Here is a 16,934-nt window from a genome sequence, read left to right as displayed (position 1 = left end):
TCCGACAGACCACCCGATGCTCACCGGGTGCCCATCCGCCGCCGGACGAGGTCAGCTGTGCTGCGGCGCCGTCCTCACCTCGGACTCCTGGCGCCACAACAGCTCGCACACCCGCTGCTGAGCACGGTCCAGGTGGCGGCGGTAGGTGCTGAACGGCAGCCCGAGACGCTCCGCCGCGACCGCCTGGCTCGGCAGCCGGTGGAAGAACGTCATCGCCAGCACCGCGTGCAGGCGGCTGTCCCGCGGGTCCTCCAGCAGGGCGTCGACGGCGTCGGTGATCGCCTCCCGCAACGCCTCGATCCGCGCCGCCGGTTCCGCGGCGGCGCGGACGATCCGGGCGCCCGCGAGCGGGTTCGCCGCCAACGCGTCGGGACGGTGCCACTCGCGCAGCGCCTCGCGGACCGCCGCGTCGAAGGCGGACCTGGTCAGCACCGCGTCAGCCGGCCCGGTGGGACGTTCTTCTGTGAGGCTGCCGGGCTGCGTCCGGTCGAACCAGATCGACAACGGTGTGGTACGCCAGTCGCAGGCGAACAGCGCCTGCGTCCGCCCGTCGGCCGGCGGCAGCGTGACGCGGCGCCGATGCCCCAGGTGCGCCATCAGGGGCTCGAACCGGTCGGGGTCGGGACTGATCGCGAACGACCACGCCAAGCCCGGGGTGCGGATCCATTCCGCGCAGATGCGCATGTGCATGAGGTGCAGCACCGGTGACAGTTCGCCGTACGCCGGCGGGTAGATCAGCATCCGGGCCAGCCGGACGTGCTCCCCCTGCCGCAACGGCGCGACCTCCTGCGCGCAGCGCCACGCGGCGGCCGCGACCGGATCGGCGCTCGCATCCTCCTCCGGCAGCGCGGTCAGCCGCAGCGACAGCAGGAACGCGGCCGGTTCGCCGGTGCGCGCGTCGCGGTACATCCAGAACGCCTCAGGGTGGCGGCCGAACCAGTGTTCCACCGCCGCGGCCGCCTGCGGCCCTTCCACGGTCGCGATCATCGCCCGGATCGCGTCCCGATCGCCCGCCCGCATGACGTCCTCGTGGAAGTCGCCCTCGCGGCGCATCTGGAAGTACTCACCCATCGGCCCGTACCGCTTGAGGTAGCTCAGCTCCCGGATCGCCACCAGCGCCTCGGCGTCCGGCGCCGTCCGCACCTGCTCCAGCAACCAGTGCCCGACCCGTCGATGCATCTCCGCGTACCCGTCCGGGTCACGCCACCGCAGGTCCGCGTCGATGGCGTCGCTGACCAGGTCGTGCAGGTAGAGGCCCTGCGGGCCCCAGTCCGCGACCGGCAGGCGGCGCAACCACGTGAACATGGCCGCCGCGTCGTCCGCGCCGACGACCGCCCGCAGCAGCCCTTCGGTCGTGGTCATGGCATGCGCGGCGACCTCGAGGGCGAGGCGGTGCACCGGACCGGGCACGTCACCCACCAACTGCCCGAGCAGCGCGGCCAGCACGTCCGGTGTCGGTTCCCACACGTCGCCGCCGACGGCGGCGGCCACGGACGCCGCCAGGTTCAGCGCGAGCGGATTCCCACCCGCGAACGCCTCGATCCGGTCGCACACCGCCGGCGGCAGGCCGCGCAGCCGCAGCAGGTCACGGACCTCCTGAGGTGTCAGGTCACCCAGCCGGCGCACCGCCAGCATCTCGCTCCATGCCACGTCCGAGACCCACACCGGGCTGGGCGCTTCACGACCGGCCAGCACGACCAGCGATCCGGACGGCATGCTCGGCAGGAAGCGCTCGGAGAACCAGCCCTCCAGGCCCTGACAGTGCTCGAACGCGTCCACGATCAGCACCGGGTCGGCGACGTCGCGGGCCGGGGCGACCTGCGCCTCGAAACCGGCCGGCGACGGCTCGGCCAGCCGGCCGTTGATCTCGATCACGACGCGGCCGGCGTCACGGCTCTCGTCGGCGAACCTGCGCAGCAGCGTCGACTTGCCGACCCCACCCGGCCCGTGAACATAGATGACGGCGGGGGCTCCCGGTGCGCCGCCGAGTGCCCGGCGGAACAGCGACAGCTCACTGTCGCGCCCGACGAACGCCCGCTCACGCGCCCAGCGCAGCCGCTCCGCGAGGCTTCTCTGACCCTGCTCCATGCCGACCATGGTGCCTCCTCTGCGTGGCCCGGCGGATTTGGTCCTCGAAAAGCCGGCACGATCGGACCTCATTTCGTGTACCGATTCCTGCCAGTGTGAGGGACATGACAACGACAGCGCCCCGCTTCGACGGCCGGCTCCTCACCCCTGGCGACGTCGGCTACGACACGGCCCGTACCGTCTGGAACGCCATGGTGGACCGGTATCCACGCGTGATCGTCCGCGCGGCGGGCGTCGCCGACGTCGTGGCCGCGGTGCGGATGGCCAGGGAGCTGGACCTGGAGATCGGCGTGCGCTGCGGCGGCCACAACGTCGCGGGCTTCGCCGTGCCTGACGGTGGTCTCATGATCGACCTGACGCCCATGGGCGGTGTGCGGATCGACCCGGTCCGTCGCCGGGCTCGGGTCCAGGGCGGCGCGCTGCTCGGCGCGCTGGACCGGGCGTCGCAGGCGTACGGCCTGGCCACCACCGCCGGCAACGTCTCGCACACCGGCGTCGGCGGGCTCACGCTCGGCGGCGGCATGGGGTGGCTGGCCCGGCAGTACGGCCTGACCTGCGACAACGTCGTCTCTTGCACGATGGTCACCGCGGAGGGGGACGTGGTGACCGCGAGCCGCACCGAGAACCCCGACCTGTTCTGGGGCCTGCGCGGCGGTGGCGGCAACTTCGGCATCGTCACCGAGTTCGAGTTCCAGTTGCATCGCACCGGCACGCGGACGCTGGTCGCCGAGTTCGACTTCCGCGCCGAGGACGCCGTGCCGGTCCTCGAGGGCTGGCGCGACCTGAACGCGGTCGCGCCCCGGCAGGCGACGTTCACCGCCGGTGTCGGCAGCGGTCCGGCCGGTCCGATCGCCACGGTGGGGTTCGTGTGGGTCGGCGACCCGGCCGAGGGCCGCCGGCTGCTCCCCGCCATGCGGGCGCTCGGGCGACCCGTGGCGTCGCGCGTCACCGCACCGTCATACCTCGAACTTCAGCGACGCGACGACTCCACCGGCGGCCACGCCTACCGCCGTTACTCCAAGGCGCACTACCTGCGGCGGTTCCCCACCGCGGCGATCGAGGCGTTCCTGCTGCGCGGCGGCACCGACCTGAGCGCGAACCCGTACCTGCCAGGCGTCGGCCTGCAGGCGCACGGCGGGGCGATCGCCGATGTCCCGGATGCGGACGCGGCGTTCAGCCACCGCGGCACGATGTTCGAGTTCGGTGCCGGCACTCGCTGGACCGACCCGGCCGAGGACGACGCCAGGATGGGTGCCGCCCGCGCCGCCGGTGCGGCGCTCGAGCCGTACGCGAGTGGGGTGTACGTCAACTCGCTGACGGCCGAGGAGCTGGCCGACGGGCAGCGCGGCGTGGGGCGGGCGTACTCGGCCGCGAAGCTGGCCCGGCTGACCGCGGTGAAGACCGCGTACGATCCGGCCAACGTGTTCCACCTGAACCAGAACATCCGCCCGGCACACTGATGCGCGCGTCCTGGAGGTGCCGCCGGCGCAGCGACCGAGCGCGATCAGGGTCTCCGTACCTCCCGGATGGCCGTCGCCAGCAGCGCGACCCCCTCGGCGATGGCGGTCTCGCCGAGGACGGCGTACCCGAAGATGAGGCCGCCCGGTCCGGTGCGGGCGATCCGGTACGGGCCGACGCCGTGTATGCCGAGCCCGTGCCGGGCGGCGGCGGCCACCACCTGCGCCTCGTCGAGATCGGGCGGGAGCCAGGCGACCACATGCTGCCCGGCGGCGACCCCGGCCGGTTCCAGATCGGGCAGGTGGGTGCGCAGTGCCTCCAGCAGCGCGTCGCGGCGGCGGCGGTACACCGGGCGCATCCGGCGCAGGTGGCGGTCGAACTCGCCGCGCGCGAGGAAGTCGGCGAACGTCAACTGGTCGATGACCGGCGAACCGCGGTCGGCGAGCACCTTCGCCGCGGCGACGTCGGCGACCAGCCGGGCAGGCACCACCAGCCAGCCGAGCCGCAACCCCGGCGCGAGCGTCTTGCTGGCCGTACCGCAGTAGACGACATGGTCAGGCGCCAGGCCCTGCATGGCGCCCACCGGCGACCGGTCGTAGCGGTACTCCGCGTCGTAATCGTCCTCGACCACGAGCGCGCCGCGGCGCTTGGCCCAGCGAATCACCTCGGCCCTCGCCGCGGCCGACAACACTCCCCCGGTGGGCCACTGGTGCGACGGCGTGAGCACGACCGCGTCGGCGTCGGCCCGATGAAGCGCATCGACCTGAACACCGTCCGGGCCCACCGGGATGCCGACCACGTCCAGACCGGCGGCGCCGGCCAGCACCCGGGCGTCGTCGCTGGACGAGGGGTCCTCCAGCGCGATCCGCCTGGCGCCGTGCCGCACCAGCACCTGGATCAGCAGCGAGATGCCCTGCCCATAACCGCTGCAGATCACCATGTTGCCCGGGACGCACGACGTGCCGCGCACCCGGTTGAGGTAGTCGCACAGGGCCTCGTGCAGTTCCGGCACACCCCGCCCGTCGAGGTAGGCGAACCGCTCGTTGGGTGTGGTGGTGAGCACGGTACGGACCGACCGCAGCCAGGCGGCCCGCGGGAACTGCGACACGTCGGTGCGCCCGTACCCGAAGTCGACCCGGAAGCCGGCTCCGCGCGCGGCCGGCCGCGCCACGGAAGCCACGGAGCCCGCACCGGCGGCGGCCGGCGGCATCGACGCGGCGACCTGGGTGTAACCGCCCGATCGGCTGGCAAGGTAGCCCTCGGCCACGAGCTGCTGGTAGGCCTCCACGACCACCCCGCGGGAAACCCCGAGGCCCGTCGCGAGGGTACGCGTGGGTGGCAGCGACGCGCCGGCTCGTAGCCGACCGGCCCGGATGCCCGCGCGGATGGACGCCTCGATCTGCCGGTGCAACGGCACCCCGGCGTCGCGCTTCAGCTCGATGAGCAGATCCTCAGCCGGCCCGGACTTGGCCCTCGATCGGCCCATGTGATCGGACCTTATCGGCGTGTACCGATTTCCGCCAAGTGCCCACCGCCGCCTGATCCGAGTCGTGGCGGGGTGTGCTCACCGGCACGGTGAGCACACCCCGCCTTCGTGAGGTGATCCCTCAATCAGCGGTAATAACCCTCCACGGGGACGCGGGCCTCGTCGGGCAGGGCGGGGCCACGCGCGGGAGCGTCGGTGAAGCCGCTGCCGGGCGGTTTGAGGGCCGCGAGTTGCTCGTTCGACAGGGCGTACACGACCCGGCCGAGGCCCGAGCGTGCGATCGCGCCCGCGCACATGCCGCAGGGCTGGCAGCTCGTGTACAGGGTGGTGGCGGCCGCGGTCGCGGGGTCGAGCTCGCGGGCCGCCCAGCGGGCCAGCTTGAGTTCCGGGTGGGCGGTGATGTCCCGGTCGGTGAGGGAGGTGTTGTGGTCCTCGGCCAGGACGTTCCCGTCGGGGCCGGCCAGCAGCGAGCCGAACGGCGGGTCGCCGCCGGCGCGCGCCTTCGCGGCGAGGCCGATGGCCCGGCGCAGGAACGCCTCGTCCTCAGGCGTCAGCGCCACGTCCTCACCGGGCACCGACGGGGCCGCCGATGGCCCGTGCTCGGAGGGCGCCGCGTCGTTCTCGGGTGTCACTGTCGCTCCTTCGTGGTGGTCGTCCAGGTGCCGCCGTCGTCGTTCAGGTTCCACCGGTCCGCCACGGTCGCCAGCGCGCGCCAGGCTCGCTGTGGATGGCGGGTCTCCTCGGGATCGCCCGAGAACGGGTCGAGCAGGACGGTGGCGGCGCCGAGCGCCCGTAGTTCGCGCAGGTCATCGAAGATCTGGTCCGCCGAGCCCTCGCCGGCGAGCCGCTCGTCCCCGTATATGGGCTCGTCGGTGAAGCGCAGCGCGATGCGCGGCGCCAGGGCCGGCACCGGACGTCCCTGCTCGCGTGCGATCTCCCCCAGCCGCCCGACCGCCTCGCGCAGCCAGGGCAGCGTGACACCCAGGGGATGCCACGCGTCGCCGAGGCGCACGGCCCGGCGCAGGGCGGCGTCGCTGGAGCCGCCGATCCAGAAGGGGATGTGCCCGGCGCCGTAGTCACCCTCGTCCTCCCAGGCGGCGCGGATCGCGAGCAGGTACTCGTCGGTCAGCGCGCCGCGCCGTTCGAAAGGCACGCCGAGGGCGGCGAACTCCTGGCGCGCCCAGCCCACCCCCGTCCCGAGTACGAGCCGCCCGCCGCTGAGCCGGTCGAGGTTGGCGGCCATGCGGGCGACCAGCAGAGGGTGGCGGTACGGGACGATGAGCACCGTGGTGCCGATCCGGACGCGGTGGGTGATCCCGGCCAGCCACGCCAGGGTGGTGAAGGGCTCGTAGAACGGAGCCGGGTACTGCTCCGCGACGTCCGGGGTCACCGCGACGTGGTCGGAAAGCATCAACAGATGGAATCCCAGGCCCTCCACGGTCTGCGCCCACTGCCGCAGCATGTCCGGGTTGGTACCGGGACCGAAATTTGGGACGTTTACCCCTATTTGCACACCGGCCAGGCTATCCACCATGACCTGTCGAAATCCCAGGAGCAATAAAGAATTCTTCCCGGAACCGGCGTCGCAGGCGCGCGGCTGTTGCTGACCGGGTGGACCGGCTCCCCCTCACGGGCTCGCCGAACCGCCGGGTCGCCGACCTGTACACCAGAGCCGCGGAACCGGGTGCGAGGCCGGTCACCGCAGGTAGGCCAGGGCCCGTTTCAGGACGGGGATCACGGCCTGGGTGGCGTCGGCGCAACGGCGTGCGTCGTCGCTTTCGTCCGCGTGGGTCACGCAGAACTCATGGCTCGCCTCGACCGCGATGAGACAGGCGTCGAGCTGCGCGATGGCGAGTTCACGGTTCAACCCGAGCTGCCTCTTCAGCAGTCTCCTCGTCACCGCGAGGATCTCGGCGCTGTCCATGTCCCGGCGCACCTCGAACAAGGACGCGGCGGGGTGCGGTGTCGTGAACACCACGGACGCACAGGCCATCACCGCTTCTTCGCATTCCTGCAGCGATCGGCCGACCTCATCGAAGAACTCAGCGGGGGCCGGGACGTCCGTCTCGGCGGCGCGGTGGGTGTGCAGCGTCATCGCACTTACCTTTCGACTGCGGAGGAACTGATGTTCGTCTGCGCGGGCACCGGCCGGGGGTGCCTCGACACCTCAGGGAGCGGGTCCGTCATGACGATTCCGTTGCGGAAGACGGGGCGTCGCCAGTCGGAGGCGTCCAGCGGGAGAAGGGTGTGACGGTGCCTCCTGGCCGCTTCGATGCGTGTGTCGTGTGCGCCGGCGGGATATCCGCCGGCCGCGACGATGGCTTCGATGCGTTCGGCGCCGAAGTTGATGGGAACCGCGTCCGAGTACTCCGACGCGCTCACCTCAAGCCACGCGTTCGTGTCCTGGCGTATGCTGTCCGCCAGTTCCCGGATGGCGTCCTCGGGGGTCCTGCCGAGGTTGCGGGCCTGCCAGTAGCGCAAGATCCGTAAGCCGTGCCCGACCATGCCGGTGATGGCGCCTCCGCTGGTCAGGAAGTGACCGTTGCCGAACGAGTCGCCCGCCACGACGCCGTTCCTCGCGACCAGGGCGTCGTCCCCCATCCTCTCGATCAGGCTGAACAGCTTCGGGCCATAGGCCATCTGCACGCGGCGCAGCGCCGACTGGTCGATGTCCAGCACCTCGGCCGCCTGCTCGATGTAGAACTCGTAGAGCATGTGCTGGTACGCGCCGAAGTACTCGGCCGACTGCGGGTCCGTGCCGGGCGGTACCAGGCCCTCGGCGATCGGGTCGAACGACTTGAAGTCCGGGACCTGGACCAGGATCCACCCGACCTCGGGATCGTTCTCGTGCCCGACCGCGATCTGCCGGACCCAGTACTCGCGGCCGTCGGCGTCGAACTGGGAGGAGATTCTCCGGCGCAGCCGCCCGTCGATGAGGATCTCCAGCAGGCCGGCGACGAAATCCGCCTGCGCGACGACCGGGCCTCGTCCGTCCCGATGGTCGACCGACACGTCATGCTGCTCGAAACCCAGTCTCACCGCGTCGGTGCTGTGGAAGCCTTCGGCGATGGCGAACAACTCGGGGACGCCGATGTCGATGGGCTCCCGGCCCGGCATCGGCATCCGGACGAATCGGCCCTTGAAGTCGAATTCCTGCAACTCCATGATGCGAATCCGGTACCGACCATCCGGTTGCCGGACGAAACCCTCGCCTTCCGCGTCCACCACCCGGTGCTGGGTGAACAGCGTGACGCGCGGCGGGGTGAGCCCCGCGGCGAGGTCCATCTCGGCGATGGCTTCGAGATAGCGGCGCAGCAGCCGCAGGATGGAAGCGGCTTCGGCCTGGAACGTGGAGGGGCCGTCCAGCACGTCCCGCAGATCGGCCCGGATGGCCTCGGGGTCCGGAGCGCGCGGCACGAGCGGTGGGTCGAGCACGGTCAGCACCCGGTGCGGTCGCCCGTCCCTCCACCGGTCGTCGATGAACTCGACGTGTTTGATGGTGCCGACCAGGTGCAGGTCGCTGTCGTACTTGTCGATGACCTCGTCGGGCGTGACGTCGCCGGAGACCGTGTCGGCGCTGTAGAACCGTTCCGCGAGACGGAAGACGGTCCCGTCCTTGTGGCGGGGCACGCCCGCCTGGCCGTACCGGTCCATCATCATGCGATCGATGAGGCCGAGCTGGTGGAAGAGATCCACTCGGAGGTTCCAGTGAACGCCGAGGAAGGGATCCCCTCTCATCTCGACGCCTACCGCGCGCCGTCCCATGGCGACCGTCCAGAGCATCGCCATCATGTTCGTGCCGCCCATGCCGAGAGCGACGAAATCCGGGTCGGTGACCGCGGGGGCGGCGTCCTCAGCCGCGACCGGGTGATGCAAGCGGTGTTTCACAGGTGGCTCTCCTTCTTCGAAGCTGAAGCCGCGACGCCGCCGTCCTCGAGGCGCCCGGCCGCGCTGATCATGTGCAGCAGCCTGTCGACGTCGTCCTCCGTCATGAAGGGGTTGAGCAGGGTCAGCTTGAGCCACACGGACGGCTTTCCGGCGTGGAGCTCGGTACGTCCGACGACGGCTTTGCCCTCGGCCAGGATCCTGCGGCGGAGGGACGCGTTCACCGCGTCGGACACGGCCGGCACGTCCGCCCGGGGGACGTAGCGGAAGACGACCGTCGACAGGACCGGATCGGACGCGAGCGCCAGATGCGGCGTCACGGCGATCCGACGCGCGGCGTGCCGGGCGAGCGCGTGACAGTGATCCACCATTTCGCCCAGGCGTTCCATGCCGACCGCCTGCAACGTGACGGCGATCTTGAAGGAGTCCGCCCGCCGGGTGGTGCGCAGTGACCTGTCGGTGTGGTTCAGATGGCCCGCCCGCAGGTCGTCGGCGGCGTTCACGTACGGCGCCTCGAACGCCATGGGCGCGAACGCCTCGGCGCGCCGTGTGAGCAGCACACCTGCTCCGATCGGCTGCCAGCCGAACTTGTGCAGGTCCAACGAGATGCTGTCGGCCCCGTCGACGCCGGTCAGCAGCGACGCGAGCTTGCCGGAGAACAGCGCGCCGCCACCGTAGGCGGCATCGACGTGCACCGCCGCGCTGTGGGCCCGGGCGATGGCGATGATGTCCTCGACCGGGTCGATGGCGCCGAAATCGGTGGTCCCGGTGGTGGCCACCACGCAGGCGGGCCACCGGCCCTCCCGCGTACCGCGTTCCATCGCCGTCCTCAGCGCGTCCGGGTCCATCTGGTCTCGCGCGTTCGTCTCCACCGGGATCACGTTCTCTGCGGGGAAACCCAGCAGCCGTGCGCTGCGGCGGATCGAGAAGTGGGCCGACCGCGACGCGTAGATCACCGATCGGCCGTGCGCGGGTCCCGGGCCGCCGGGACGGTCACGGGCCAGGAAGAGGCCGATGAGGTTGGACTCGGTCCCCCCGGACGTGACGACACCCGCGGCTGCGTCCGGGTCGTACCCCACGAGCGCGCACATCGCCCGGACGACCTCGGACTCGATGACGATTCCGGCCGGCGACTGGTCCCACGACGTGAGATCGGCGTTCAGGATGGCGGCGGCCACGTCCGCGGCCGCCGAGATCGCCAGCGGAGGGCTGAGCAGGTGCGCCGACCAGGCGGGGTCGGACAGGTCGACCGCGCCGCGCGCGAGGATCTCGGTCAAGGACGCCAGAACGCCGGTGCCTCGCCCTTCCCGCAGGAGCAACGGGCCCAGTGCGGCACGCACGTTCCCGGCAAGCTCGGCCGGCTCGCCTGCGGGCACCGGGCCGCCGCGCCGGCGTGCGCCGTCGGACAGCGCGCGCAGAACGGTGCCGATCAGAGCGTGGAGGTCGTCAGATCCGGGTCGGCTCAAAGGGAAGTCATGTGTCGTCCCCCGAGGTCCTTGTCCTGGCGTTCCCAGGCCGATCGCATTGATGGTCATCGACGGGCTCCCGATGGTCGTTGGGGCGCTCAGTAGACGACCCGGGCATCGGGCGCGCTCCGCGCGTCGCGCGATCGCCGCAGGTCCCGGGTGATGTTGAGTCGTTTGAGCCAGCGATCCTTTCCGTCGAAGGCGGCCACGAACGGCCTGCGACCGTGCACGGCCCGGTAGTTGTCGACGAAGAGCAGCTCGCCGGGGCGCATGCTGTGGCCGGCGATGGCCTTGTCGACCGCTTCGACGAAGACACGCAGGGCCGACAGCGCCTCAGGGTCGTCGATGTCCCAGTCCACGGCGTCGGAGTCGAGCCGGACGTAGGGCGACGAAAGGTCGCCGAAGAGCACCGGCGTCTTCTCGGGGTTCCGCAGGAGCCGCTCGATGCGGGCGTAGCTGCGGCGCGCGATCGGCGCCAGGGCGGGGCCGTGAACCAGCCGGGGGTCGGCGTTCTCCGGCCGGTGCGACTCGTCGGGCCGCAGGACGAACCTCGGCTGCGCGAGGATTTCCCGCACTTCGCGAGGGACGACGACGTCGTCGAGACACGCGAATGTCGTCTCGGTACCTCCCGGGTTCCGAAGGCACATCAGCGCGACATAGTCCGCCCGGTAAGGATGGAAGGCGTCCTCCGTGTGCCACAGCAGCGTGGCGTCGCTGCTGGAGTTGATCTGGCGGCTCTCATGGCCCCGGATGGGAAGGACCTCGTGCATCAGCCTGCCGCCTTGCTGGCTGGCCCAGCCGAAGACGTCGCCGAGCAGGCTCGCGCACAGCGTGAAATAGAACTCCTCGCGGGCCGAGGCGTGCTTTGTCTCCTCGGCACCGGCCCAGTCGCGCGGTGTCGCGCCGATCGTCGTGTCGTCGACCGGAAATCCGGTCACCAGACACACACCGGCGGGCTCACTCATCCGGAATTCGGCGAGCCCTCGCCGCACCGTCACCGGTAATTCATGGGCGTGCACATGCACGTTCCGCAGGAACTCGTCGTCCTCAGCGGTCCGGTACCGCCCGGCCAGCCGCGCCAGCAACTCCTCGATGACCTCCACCTCATGGCCGGACAAGCGAATCTCATACATGCGATCACCATCCCTGAAGTCCATTCGTGCTCGAAGACAACTCCCCGGCGAGGGGGCGGCCGCAGGATCCGCCGGTGACGATGGCGGCACGTCGAGCACCCCTCAGACCTGCGTTGACGGCGATAACAGAATCATATTAGCGCAGATATTGCAAGACGCTAACGGTTTGACGTTATAGGCGCTAATTTCGAAGTTACGGTCACACCGTTATCGTTGATAACATTGCGCGAAAACAACACGTGGATGATCGGAACCGCCGGCGCAGGGGGAGGCGGGCTCGGTGCCGATGCGGCGGAGTCGGCGTGCGCCGGCCCCGTCATCAGAACGAGGAGCCCGGCCCCCGGTGGCATGGCCGTTCGGAGGGAAACGAGGCGTGCCCGACACTAGGGTCGGACGCGGTGTTCAGGTTCGCCCTCGGCGCCTGAACAACAAACCACGAACAATGAACATCGGCTCTGGTGCACACGTGATGCACGGAAGGTGAGATTTCGAGGTCTCGTCGGGTGCGCTGAAGAACGCCCGAGAGCGATATCGGGGTGGGAAGGGGTGGCGATGCCACGTCAGGAACGCCCGCTGGGCGCCGAGGACACGCCGTTGCTCCGGTTCGCCGGCGACCTGCGGCGATTACGGCAGCAGGCCGGGCAGCCGTCGTACCGCGAGCTGGGTAAGCGGGCCCGCTATTCGGCGGCCGCGCTGTCGGAGGCCGTGGCCGGGCGGAGGCTGCCGAGCCTCGCGGTGACGCTGGCCTTCGTCGCGGCCTGCGACGGCGACGTCGACGCGTGGCGGGACCGGTGGCGGGACCTGGCCGCGTCGGACGCCACGGCGGACGAGCAGGCGCCGTCGCCGTACGTCGGGCTGGCGGCCTACCAAGTCGAGGACGCCGACCGGTTCTTCGGCCGGGAGGCGCTGACCGAGGCCTTGGTGCGCCTGGTCGACGAGCGGCCGTTCGTGGGCGTCTTCGGCGCGTCCGGCGCCGGTAAGTCGTCGCTGCTGCGCGCCGGGCTGGCCGCCAGGTCCAAGCGCACCCCCTTGGTCCTCACCCCCGGGCACGACCCTGTGACGGAGGTGGCGACGGTCGTGGCCGGGCTCGTCGACGAGCCGCTGGCGCCTCTGCGCGAACGACTCGCCGCCGACCCGCATGCCCTGCGCGGCCGGCTGTCCGAGGTGCCGGGCGAGCTGCTCCTCATCGTCGACCAGTTCGAGGAGGTGTTCACTCTCTGCGCCGACGACGACCGGCTGTGGCTGGTGCGGGCGCTGACGGCCGCCGCCTCTCCGCGCAGCAGGGTGGTGCTGGGTGTGCGCGCCGACTTCTACGGCCACTGCGGCCGCCACCCCGAACTGGTCACCGCCCTCTACCGCGCCCAGCTGCTGGTCGGCCCGATGTCGGCCGACGACCTGCGCCGCGCCGTCACCGAGCCGGCGGCCCGAGCGGGTGCCTCCGTGGAGGGTGCCCTGCTCGCCCGGCTGATGTCCGATGTCAGCGGGCATCCGTCGGCGTTGCCGCTGGTGTCGCACGTGCTCGCCGAGACGTGGCGGCGTCGCCGCGGGATGACGCTGACCCTCGCGGGGTACGAGGACGTCGGTGGCGTCGAGCACGCCCTGGCACGCACCGCCGAGCAGACCTTCCAGCAGCTCGCGGGCGAGGAGCTGGACGCCGCCCGGCTGATGTTCCTGCGCCTGGTCACTCCCGGCGACGGCACCGAGGACAGCAAACGGCGGATCCGGCGCGACGAACTGGGGGAACCGCACGGCCCGCTCGAACGGTTCGCCGCGGCTCGGCTGGTCAGCCTCGACGACCACGGCGCCGAGCTGGTCCACGAGGCGCTGCTGCGCGCGTGGCCGCGGCTGGCCGCCTGGATCGCCGAGGACCGGGACATCCTCCGGGTGCACCACCGGGCCACCGAGGCGGCCGCAGCCTGGCAGGCGCATGGACGCGACCCCGATCTGCTGTGGCGTGGTGAGCACCTGACCATGATCGATTCGCTGCGGGGGCGGCTCAATCCGATCGAACGGGACTTCCTCGACGCCGGTCTGAGGGCGCAGGTGCTCCGCGCGACCAAGCGACGCCGGCGGCGACGACGGATGAGGATGCTCATCGCGGCCCTTTCCGCGCTGGTCGTCCTGCTGGCGGGAGCCGTCGGCCTGGCCGTGGCGGCGAAACGCGAAGCCGACCACCGGAGGAACGAGGCCCTGGGCCTGCGCGCCGCGGATGCCGCCCGCACCCTCCTGCTCACCAAGCCGCGCGATGCGGCGGCGCTCGCCCTGGCCGCCTACCGGATCAGCCCGACGCCCGAGACCCGTGCGGCGCTGATCCTCGCCGATGCCGCGACGCAGGCGAGCGTCCTCGGCGAGGGTTACATCGACTCGCCGGGCCGGATCGCCGTCACCACACGGGGCACCGAGTCCGCGGACTCCGCGGACTCCCCCGGCTATCAGCTGTGGCGTCGGGACGGCACCGGCTGGCGGCCCGCCGGTGTGCTGCCCAGCGGTCCCTATTACTACACCTCCAGCGCCGACGGGAGCCACGTGATCACGTGGAACTGGGTGGCCTCCAGGTTTTACCTGTGGGACGTCTCGGAGCCGGACCATCCACGCGAAATCGCCGTTCCCGCCGGCCTCCCGATGGTGACGGACATCGCCCGGGACGGCAGCCTGGTGATGGCCACGGGAACGGACCGTAGAGCCGTGGTGTGGCACGTCGCCGGCGGATCGGTCCGCCGGCTCTCGGCCGGTGACGTGGAGAACGCGTCGATGGTCCCGGATGGTTCGGGGGCGGTGCTGACCCGCCGCGACAGCGGGGCGTACACCGTCGAGCTGTGGACACTCGACGGTGTGCGGATCGCGACCCTGATGCGCACTCCGGACGTGGTGTACCCGATCGCCGGCCCCGCCGGCACGGTGGCCGTGCTCGGCACGAAGTCGGGGAACCTGACCCTGCTGAAGGCCACCGACCCGAGCTCCCCGCGCACGGTGGTCGAAGCCGGCGGCGTGAAGTCTCCCGCCAGGGTCGCCTTCGACCCTCAGGGCCGGACGGCCGCCATGGTGGACGACGCCTCGATCCGCATGTGGGACCTCGCCTCGGGAGCGGAAGTCATGTCCCTCCGCACCGAAGGCCTGGACCTGATCAACCCCCGGATCCTTCCCGAGACCGGCGAACTGCTCCTCATCACCGTCCAGAAAGGCGCGCTGTGGCGGCTGGACCCCGACGTGCCCCGCGTGATCGACGACATCTGCGCCGGCCCGGTGGAACTGGACTGGGATCGCTACCTGCCGGACACGCCGCGGTTCCCGCTCTGCCCGAACGCCCCGAGCCACACCGCCCGGCGACGTTGAGCCGCCGGGTCCTGGCCGAGGCGGGGCACGTGGATCGGATAAGGCCGGCAACGACGGAACAGCACCCTGCGCATACTCACCGCGATACGGTGCGAAATCGCGTCCACCGTGGCATGACACTCCAAAAACGCGACCCACCATACTCGAACACCACAACAAATCCGGATCGATTCATCGACCTGGCGGCTTCGTCTCAGACGGCACCAAGCCGGTTCATCCATCCCTCAGCGGCCATATCCGAGAGCTGTTGAACGGGATTTGGATGTGCTTTGTAGAGCATTTATAGCGCCGTCCAGGAGTTTGTCTCGTGTCAGATCACCACTGCACGAGATATGGACTTCCCATGGGTGTCTCCCACCTCTCCGACACCGAAGGGCCGGGGACGTCGCGGCCGTGCGGGCGGTCGCGCCCTTCGACCCTGCCGGACGACGTCCGCCGATTCCTCCATGGCGACGCAACTGGAACAACGGCCAGAACCCCAACTTCTCCTGGTCCGACAACCGCCTCGTCCTCGGTGGAATGTACCTCTGACACCTTCGCGATAAAGCGCCGCCCCTTCCTTCGGGGCGTCGCCATCCCCTGTTTCGTCAGCGAAAGGCAATTCCTCTGATGCATACGTTGTTCAAGCGTCTCGCCTCCGGCGCCGGCGCTCTCGCCTTCCTTTTGACCGGCCTGGCGGCGACCATCGCACCGTCCGCCACCGCCGCGACGACCAGAGCACAGATCGTCGCCGTCGCTCAGACCGAGCTCGGCGACTCGGCGCGCAACGTCGAGAAGCCGGCCGGGAGCAACTGCAACTACTACACCGGGGTGTTCCGCACCTGGAAGCCGTCCAGCGGATGCGGCAGCGGCGACGGCGTCCAGTTCCGTGAGAGCGAGTGGTGCGCTGACTTCTCCAAGTACGTGTGGAAGACCGCGGGCGTCACGTACGCCGACGTGGCCGAGACGAACGGCGGCATCCTCACCGGGTGGGCCTCCTCGTTCAAGGACTACGGCACCACGTACGGCACCTGGCACACCCGGTCCAGCGGCTACGCGCCGCAACCGGGGGACTCCATCGTCTTCGACTGGGACGGCGACGGCGGCATCGACCACGTCGGCATCGTGACCTCGGCCGACGGGAGCACCGTGCACACCATCGAGGGCAACAGCTCCAACCGCGTCAAGGCCAACAGCTACAGCAGGTCCGACGGCCAGATCGCGGGCTACTCCGAGCCGGTCGGCGCCACGTCGGAGCAACCCGGCGGTCCGGACGGGCATCGGGTGCAGATGGGGGACCTGAACGGTGACGGTCTGGATGACCTGGTGCAGGTCCGCGACAACGGTGACGTGGTGGTGTTCTGGAACAACGGCCAGAACCCCAACTACGCCTGGTCGAACAACCGTCTGGTGCTGACCGGGATCACCGATCCCTCCCAGATCCGTGTCGGTGACTTCGACGGCGACAGCCTGTCCGACCTGGTGCAGATCCGGCCGAACGGTGATGTGGTGGTGTTCTACAACAACGGCCAGAACCCCAACTTCTCCTGGTCCAACAACCGCCTGGTCCTGACCGGGATCACCGACAAGCAGCAGATCAACACCGGTGATTTCGACGGCGACGGCCTGTCCGACCTGGTGCAGGTCCGCCCCAACGGCGACGTGGTGGTGTTCTACAACAACGGGCAGAACCCCAACTTCTCCTGGTCCGACAACCGCCTGGTCCTGACCGGCATCACCGACAAGACGCGGATCAACACCGGTGATTTCGACGGCGACGGCCTGTCCGACCTGGTGCAGATCCGCCCCAACGGCGACGTGGTGGTGTTCTACAACAACGGGCAGAACCCCAACTTCTCCTGGTCCGACAACCGCCTGGTCCTGACCGGCATCACCGACAAGACGCGGATCAAGACCGGTGACCTCAACAACGACGGACTGAGCGATCTGGTGCAGATCCGCCCGAACGGCGACGTGGTCGTGTTCTGGAACAACGGCCAGAACCCCAACTTCTCCTGGTCCGACAACCGCCTCGTCCTCGGCGGGATGTACCTCTGACACGTACTCACCTGACGACCGGCTCCGGTTCCCGGAGCCGGTCGTCCC

Annotated in this window: 11 protein-coding genes and 1 pseudogene; 4 read left to right on the top strand and 8 right to left on the bottom strand. The window is 70.4% G+C overall.

From position 1 onward, the window contains the following. Positions 1–51: 51 nt before the first annotated feature. The gene (locus ABGB17_RS09320) at positions 52–2,088 is read right to left on the bottom strand and encodes an ATP-binding protein (RefSeq protein WP_347627464.1); all 2,037 of its coding nucleotides are present in this window, start codon (positions 2,086–2,088) and stop codon (positions 52–54) included. Positions 2,089–2,192: 104 nt separating this feature from the next. Between ABGB17_RS09320 and ABGB17_RS09315 the strand changes: the two genes are divergently transcribed. Next, complete coding sequence (locus ABGB17_RS09315; RefSeq protein WP_347627462.1) at positions 2,193–3,548, top strand: FAD-binding oxidoreductase; 1,356 nt, start codon at positions 2,193–2,195, stop codon at positions 3,546–3,548. A gap of 44 nt (positions 3,549–3,592) precedes the next feature. Here ABGB17_RS09315 and ABGB17_RS09310 read toward each other — a convergent pair whose 3' ends face one another. The 7 genes from ABGB17_RS09310 to gntD all read right to left on the bottom strand — a co-directional run bounded on the left by ABGB17_RS09310 (position 3,593) and on the right by gntD (position 11,540). Continuing rightward, positions 3,593–5,032: a PLP-dependent aminotransferase family protein gene (locus ABGB17_RS09310; RefSeq protein WP_347627460.1), complete on the bottom strand. Its 1,440-nt coding sequence runs from the start codon at positions 5,030–5,032 to the stop codon at positions 3,593–3,595. 125 nt (positions 5,033–5,157) lie between these two features. Then, complete coding sequence (locus ABGB17_RS09305; RefSeq protein ID WP_347627458.1) at positions 5,158–5,664, bottom strand: nucleoside deaminase; 507 nt, start codon at positions 5,662–5,664, stop codon at positions 5,158–5,160. Then, positions 5,661–6,494, bottom strand: coding sequence for an LLM class flavin-dependent oxidoreductase (locus ABGB17_RS09300; RefSeq protein WP_347627456.1), 834 nt, complete (start codon positions 6,492–6,494; stop codon positions 5,661–5,663). Before ABGB17_RS09300 ends, ABGB17_RS09305 begins: the two co-directional genes overlap by 4 nt. A gap of 234 nt (positions 6,495–6,728) precedes the next feature. After that, on the bottom strand, positions 6,729–7,127 hold the full coding sequence (locus tag ABGB17_RS09295; protein ID WP_347627454.1) for a hypothetical protein: 399 nt from the start codon (positions 7,125–7,127) through the stop codon (positions 6,729–6,731). A gap of 5 nt (positions 7,128–7,132) precedes the next feature. Continuing rightward, on the bottom strand, positions 7,133–8,920 hold the full coding sequence (locus tag ABGB17_RS09290) for a hypothetical protein (RefSeq protein ID WP_347627452.1): 1,788 nt from the start codon (positions 8,918–8,920) through the stop codon (positions 7,133–7,135). Beyond that, a complete protein-coding gene (locus ABGB17_RS09285; protein ID WP_347627450.1) occupies positions 8,917–10,383 on the bottom strand; it encodes an aminotransferase class V-fold PLP-dependent enzyme in 1,467 nt (488 codons plus the stop codon). Before ABGB17_RS09285 ends, ABGB17_RS09290 begins: the two co-directional genes overlap by 4 nt. A gap of 98 nt (positions 10,384–10,481) precedes the next feature. After that, positions 10,482–11,540, bottom strand: a complete 1,059-nt coding sequence (gene gntD / locus ABGB17_RS09280; RefSeq protein ID WP_347627448.1) for a guanitoxin biosynthesis L-enduracididine beta-hydroxylase GntD — start codon at positions 11,538–11,540, stop codon at positions 10,482–10,484. Between the two features lie 528 nt (positions 11,541–12,068). Here gntD and ABGB17_RS09275 point away from each other — a divergent pair. The 3 genes and pseudogenes from ABGB17_RS09275 to ABGB17_RS09265 all read left to right on the top strand — a co-directional run bounded on the left by ABGB17_RS09275 (position 12,069) and on the right by ABGB17_RS09265 (position 16,886). Continuing rightward, positions 12,069–14,849, top strand: a complete 2,781-nt coding sequence (locus tag ABGB17_RS09275) for a hypothetical protein (protein WP_347627446.1) — start codon at positions 12,069–12,071, stop codon at positions 14,847–14,849. Positions 14,850–15,458: 609 nt separating this feature from the next. After that, positions 15,459–16,007: pseudogene (locus ABGB17_RS09270) on the top strand (CHAP domain-containing protein); the annotation flags it as partial. Between the two features lie 111 nt (positions 16,008–16,118). Then, a complete protein-coding gene (locus ABGB17_RS09265; RefSeq protein WP_347627855.1) occupies positions 16,119–16,886 on the top strand; it encodes a VCBS repeat-containing protein in 768 nt (255 codons plus the stop codon). Positions 16,887–16,934: the final 48 nt, after the last annotated feature.

This window comes from Sphaerisporangium sp. B11E5, from assembly GCF_039871875.1.
Lineage (GTDB): Bacteria > Actinomycetota > Actinomycetes > Streptosporangiales > Streptosporangiaceae > Sphaerisporangium.
The sequence above is the reverse complement of the archived record's forward strand: the minus strand, read 5'-3'. Positions and strand labels throughout refer to the sequence as shown.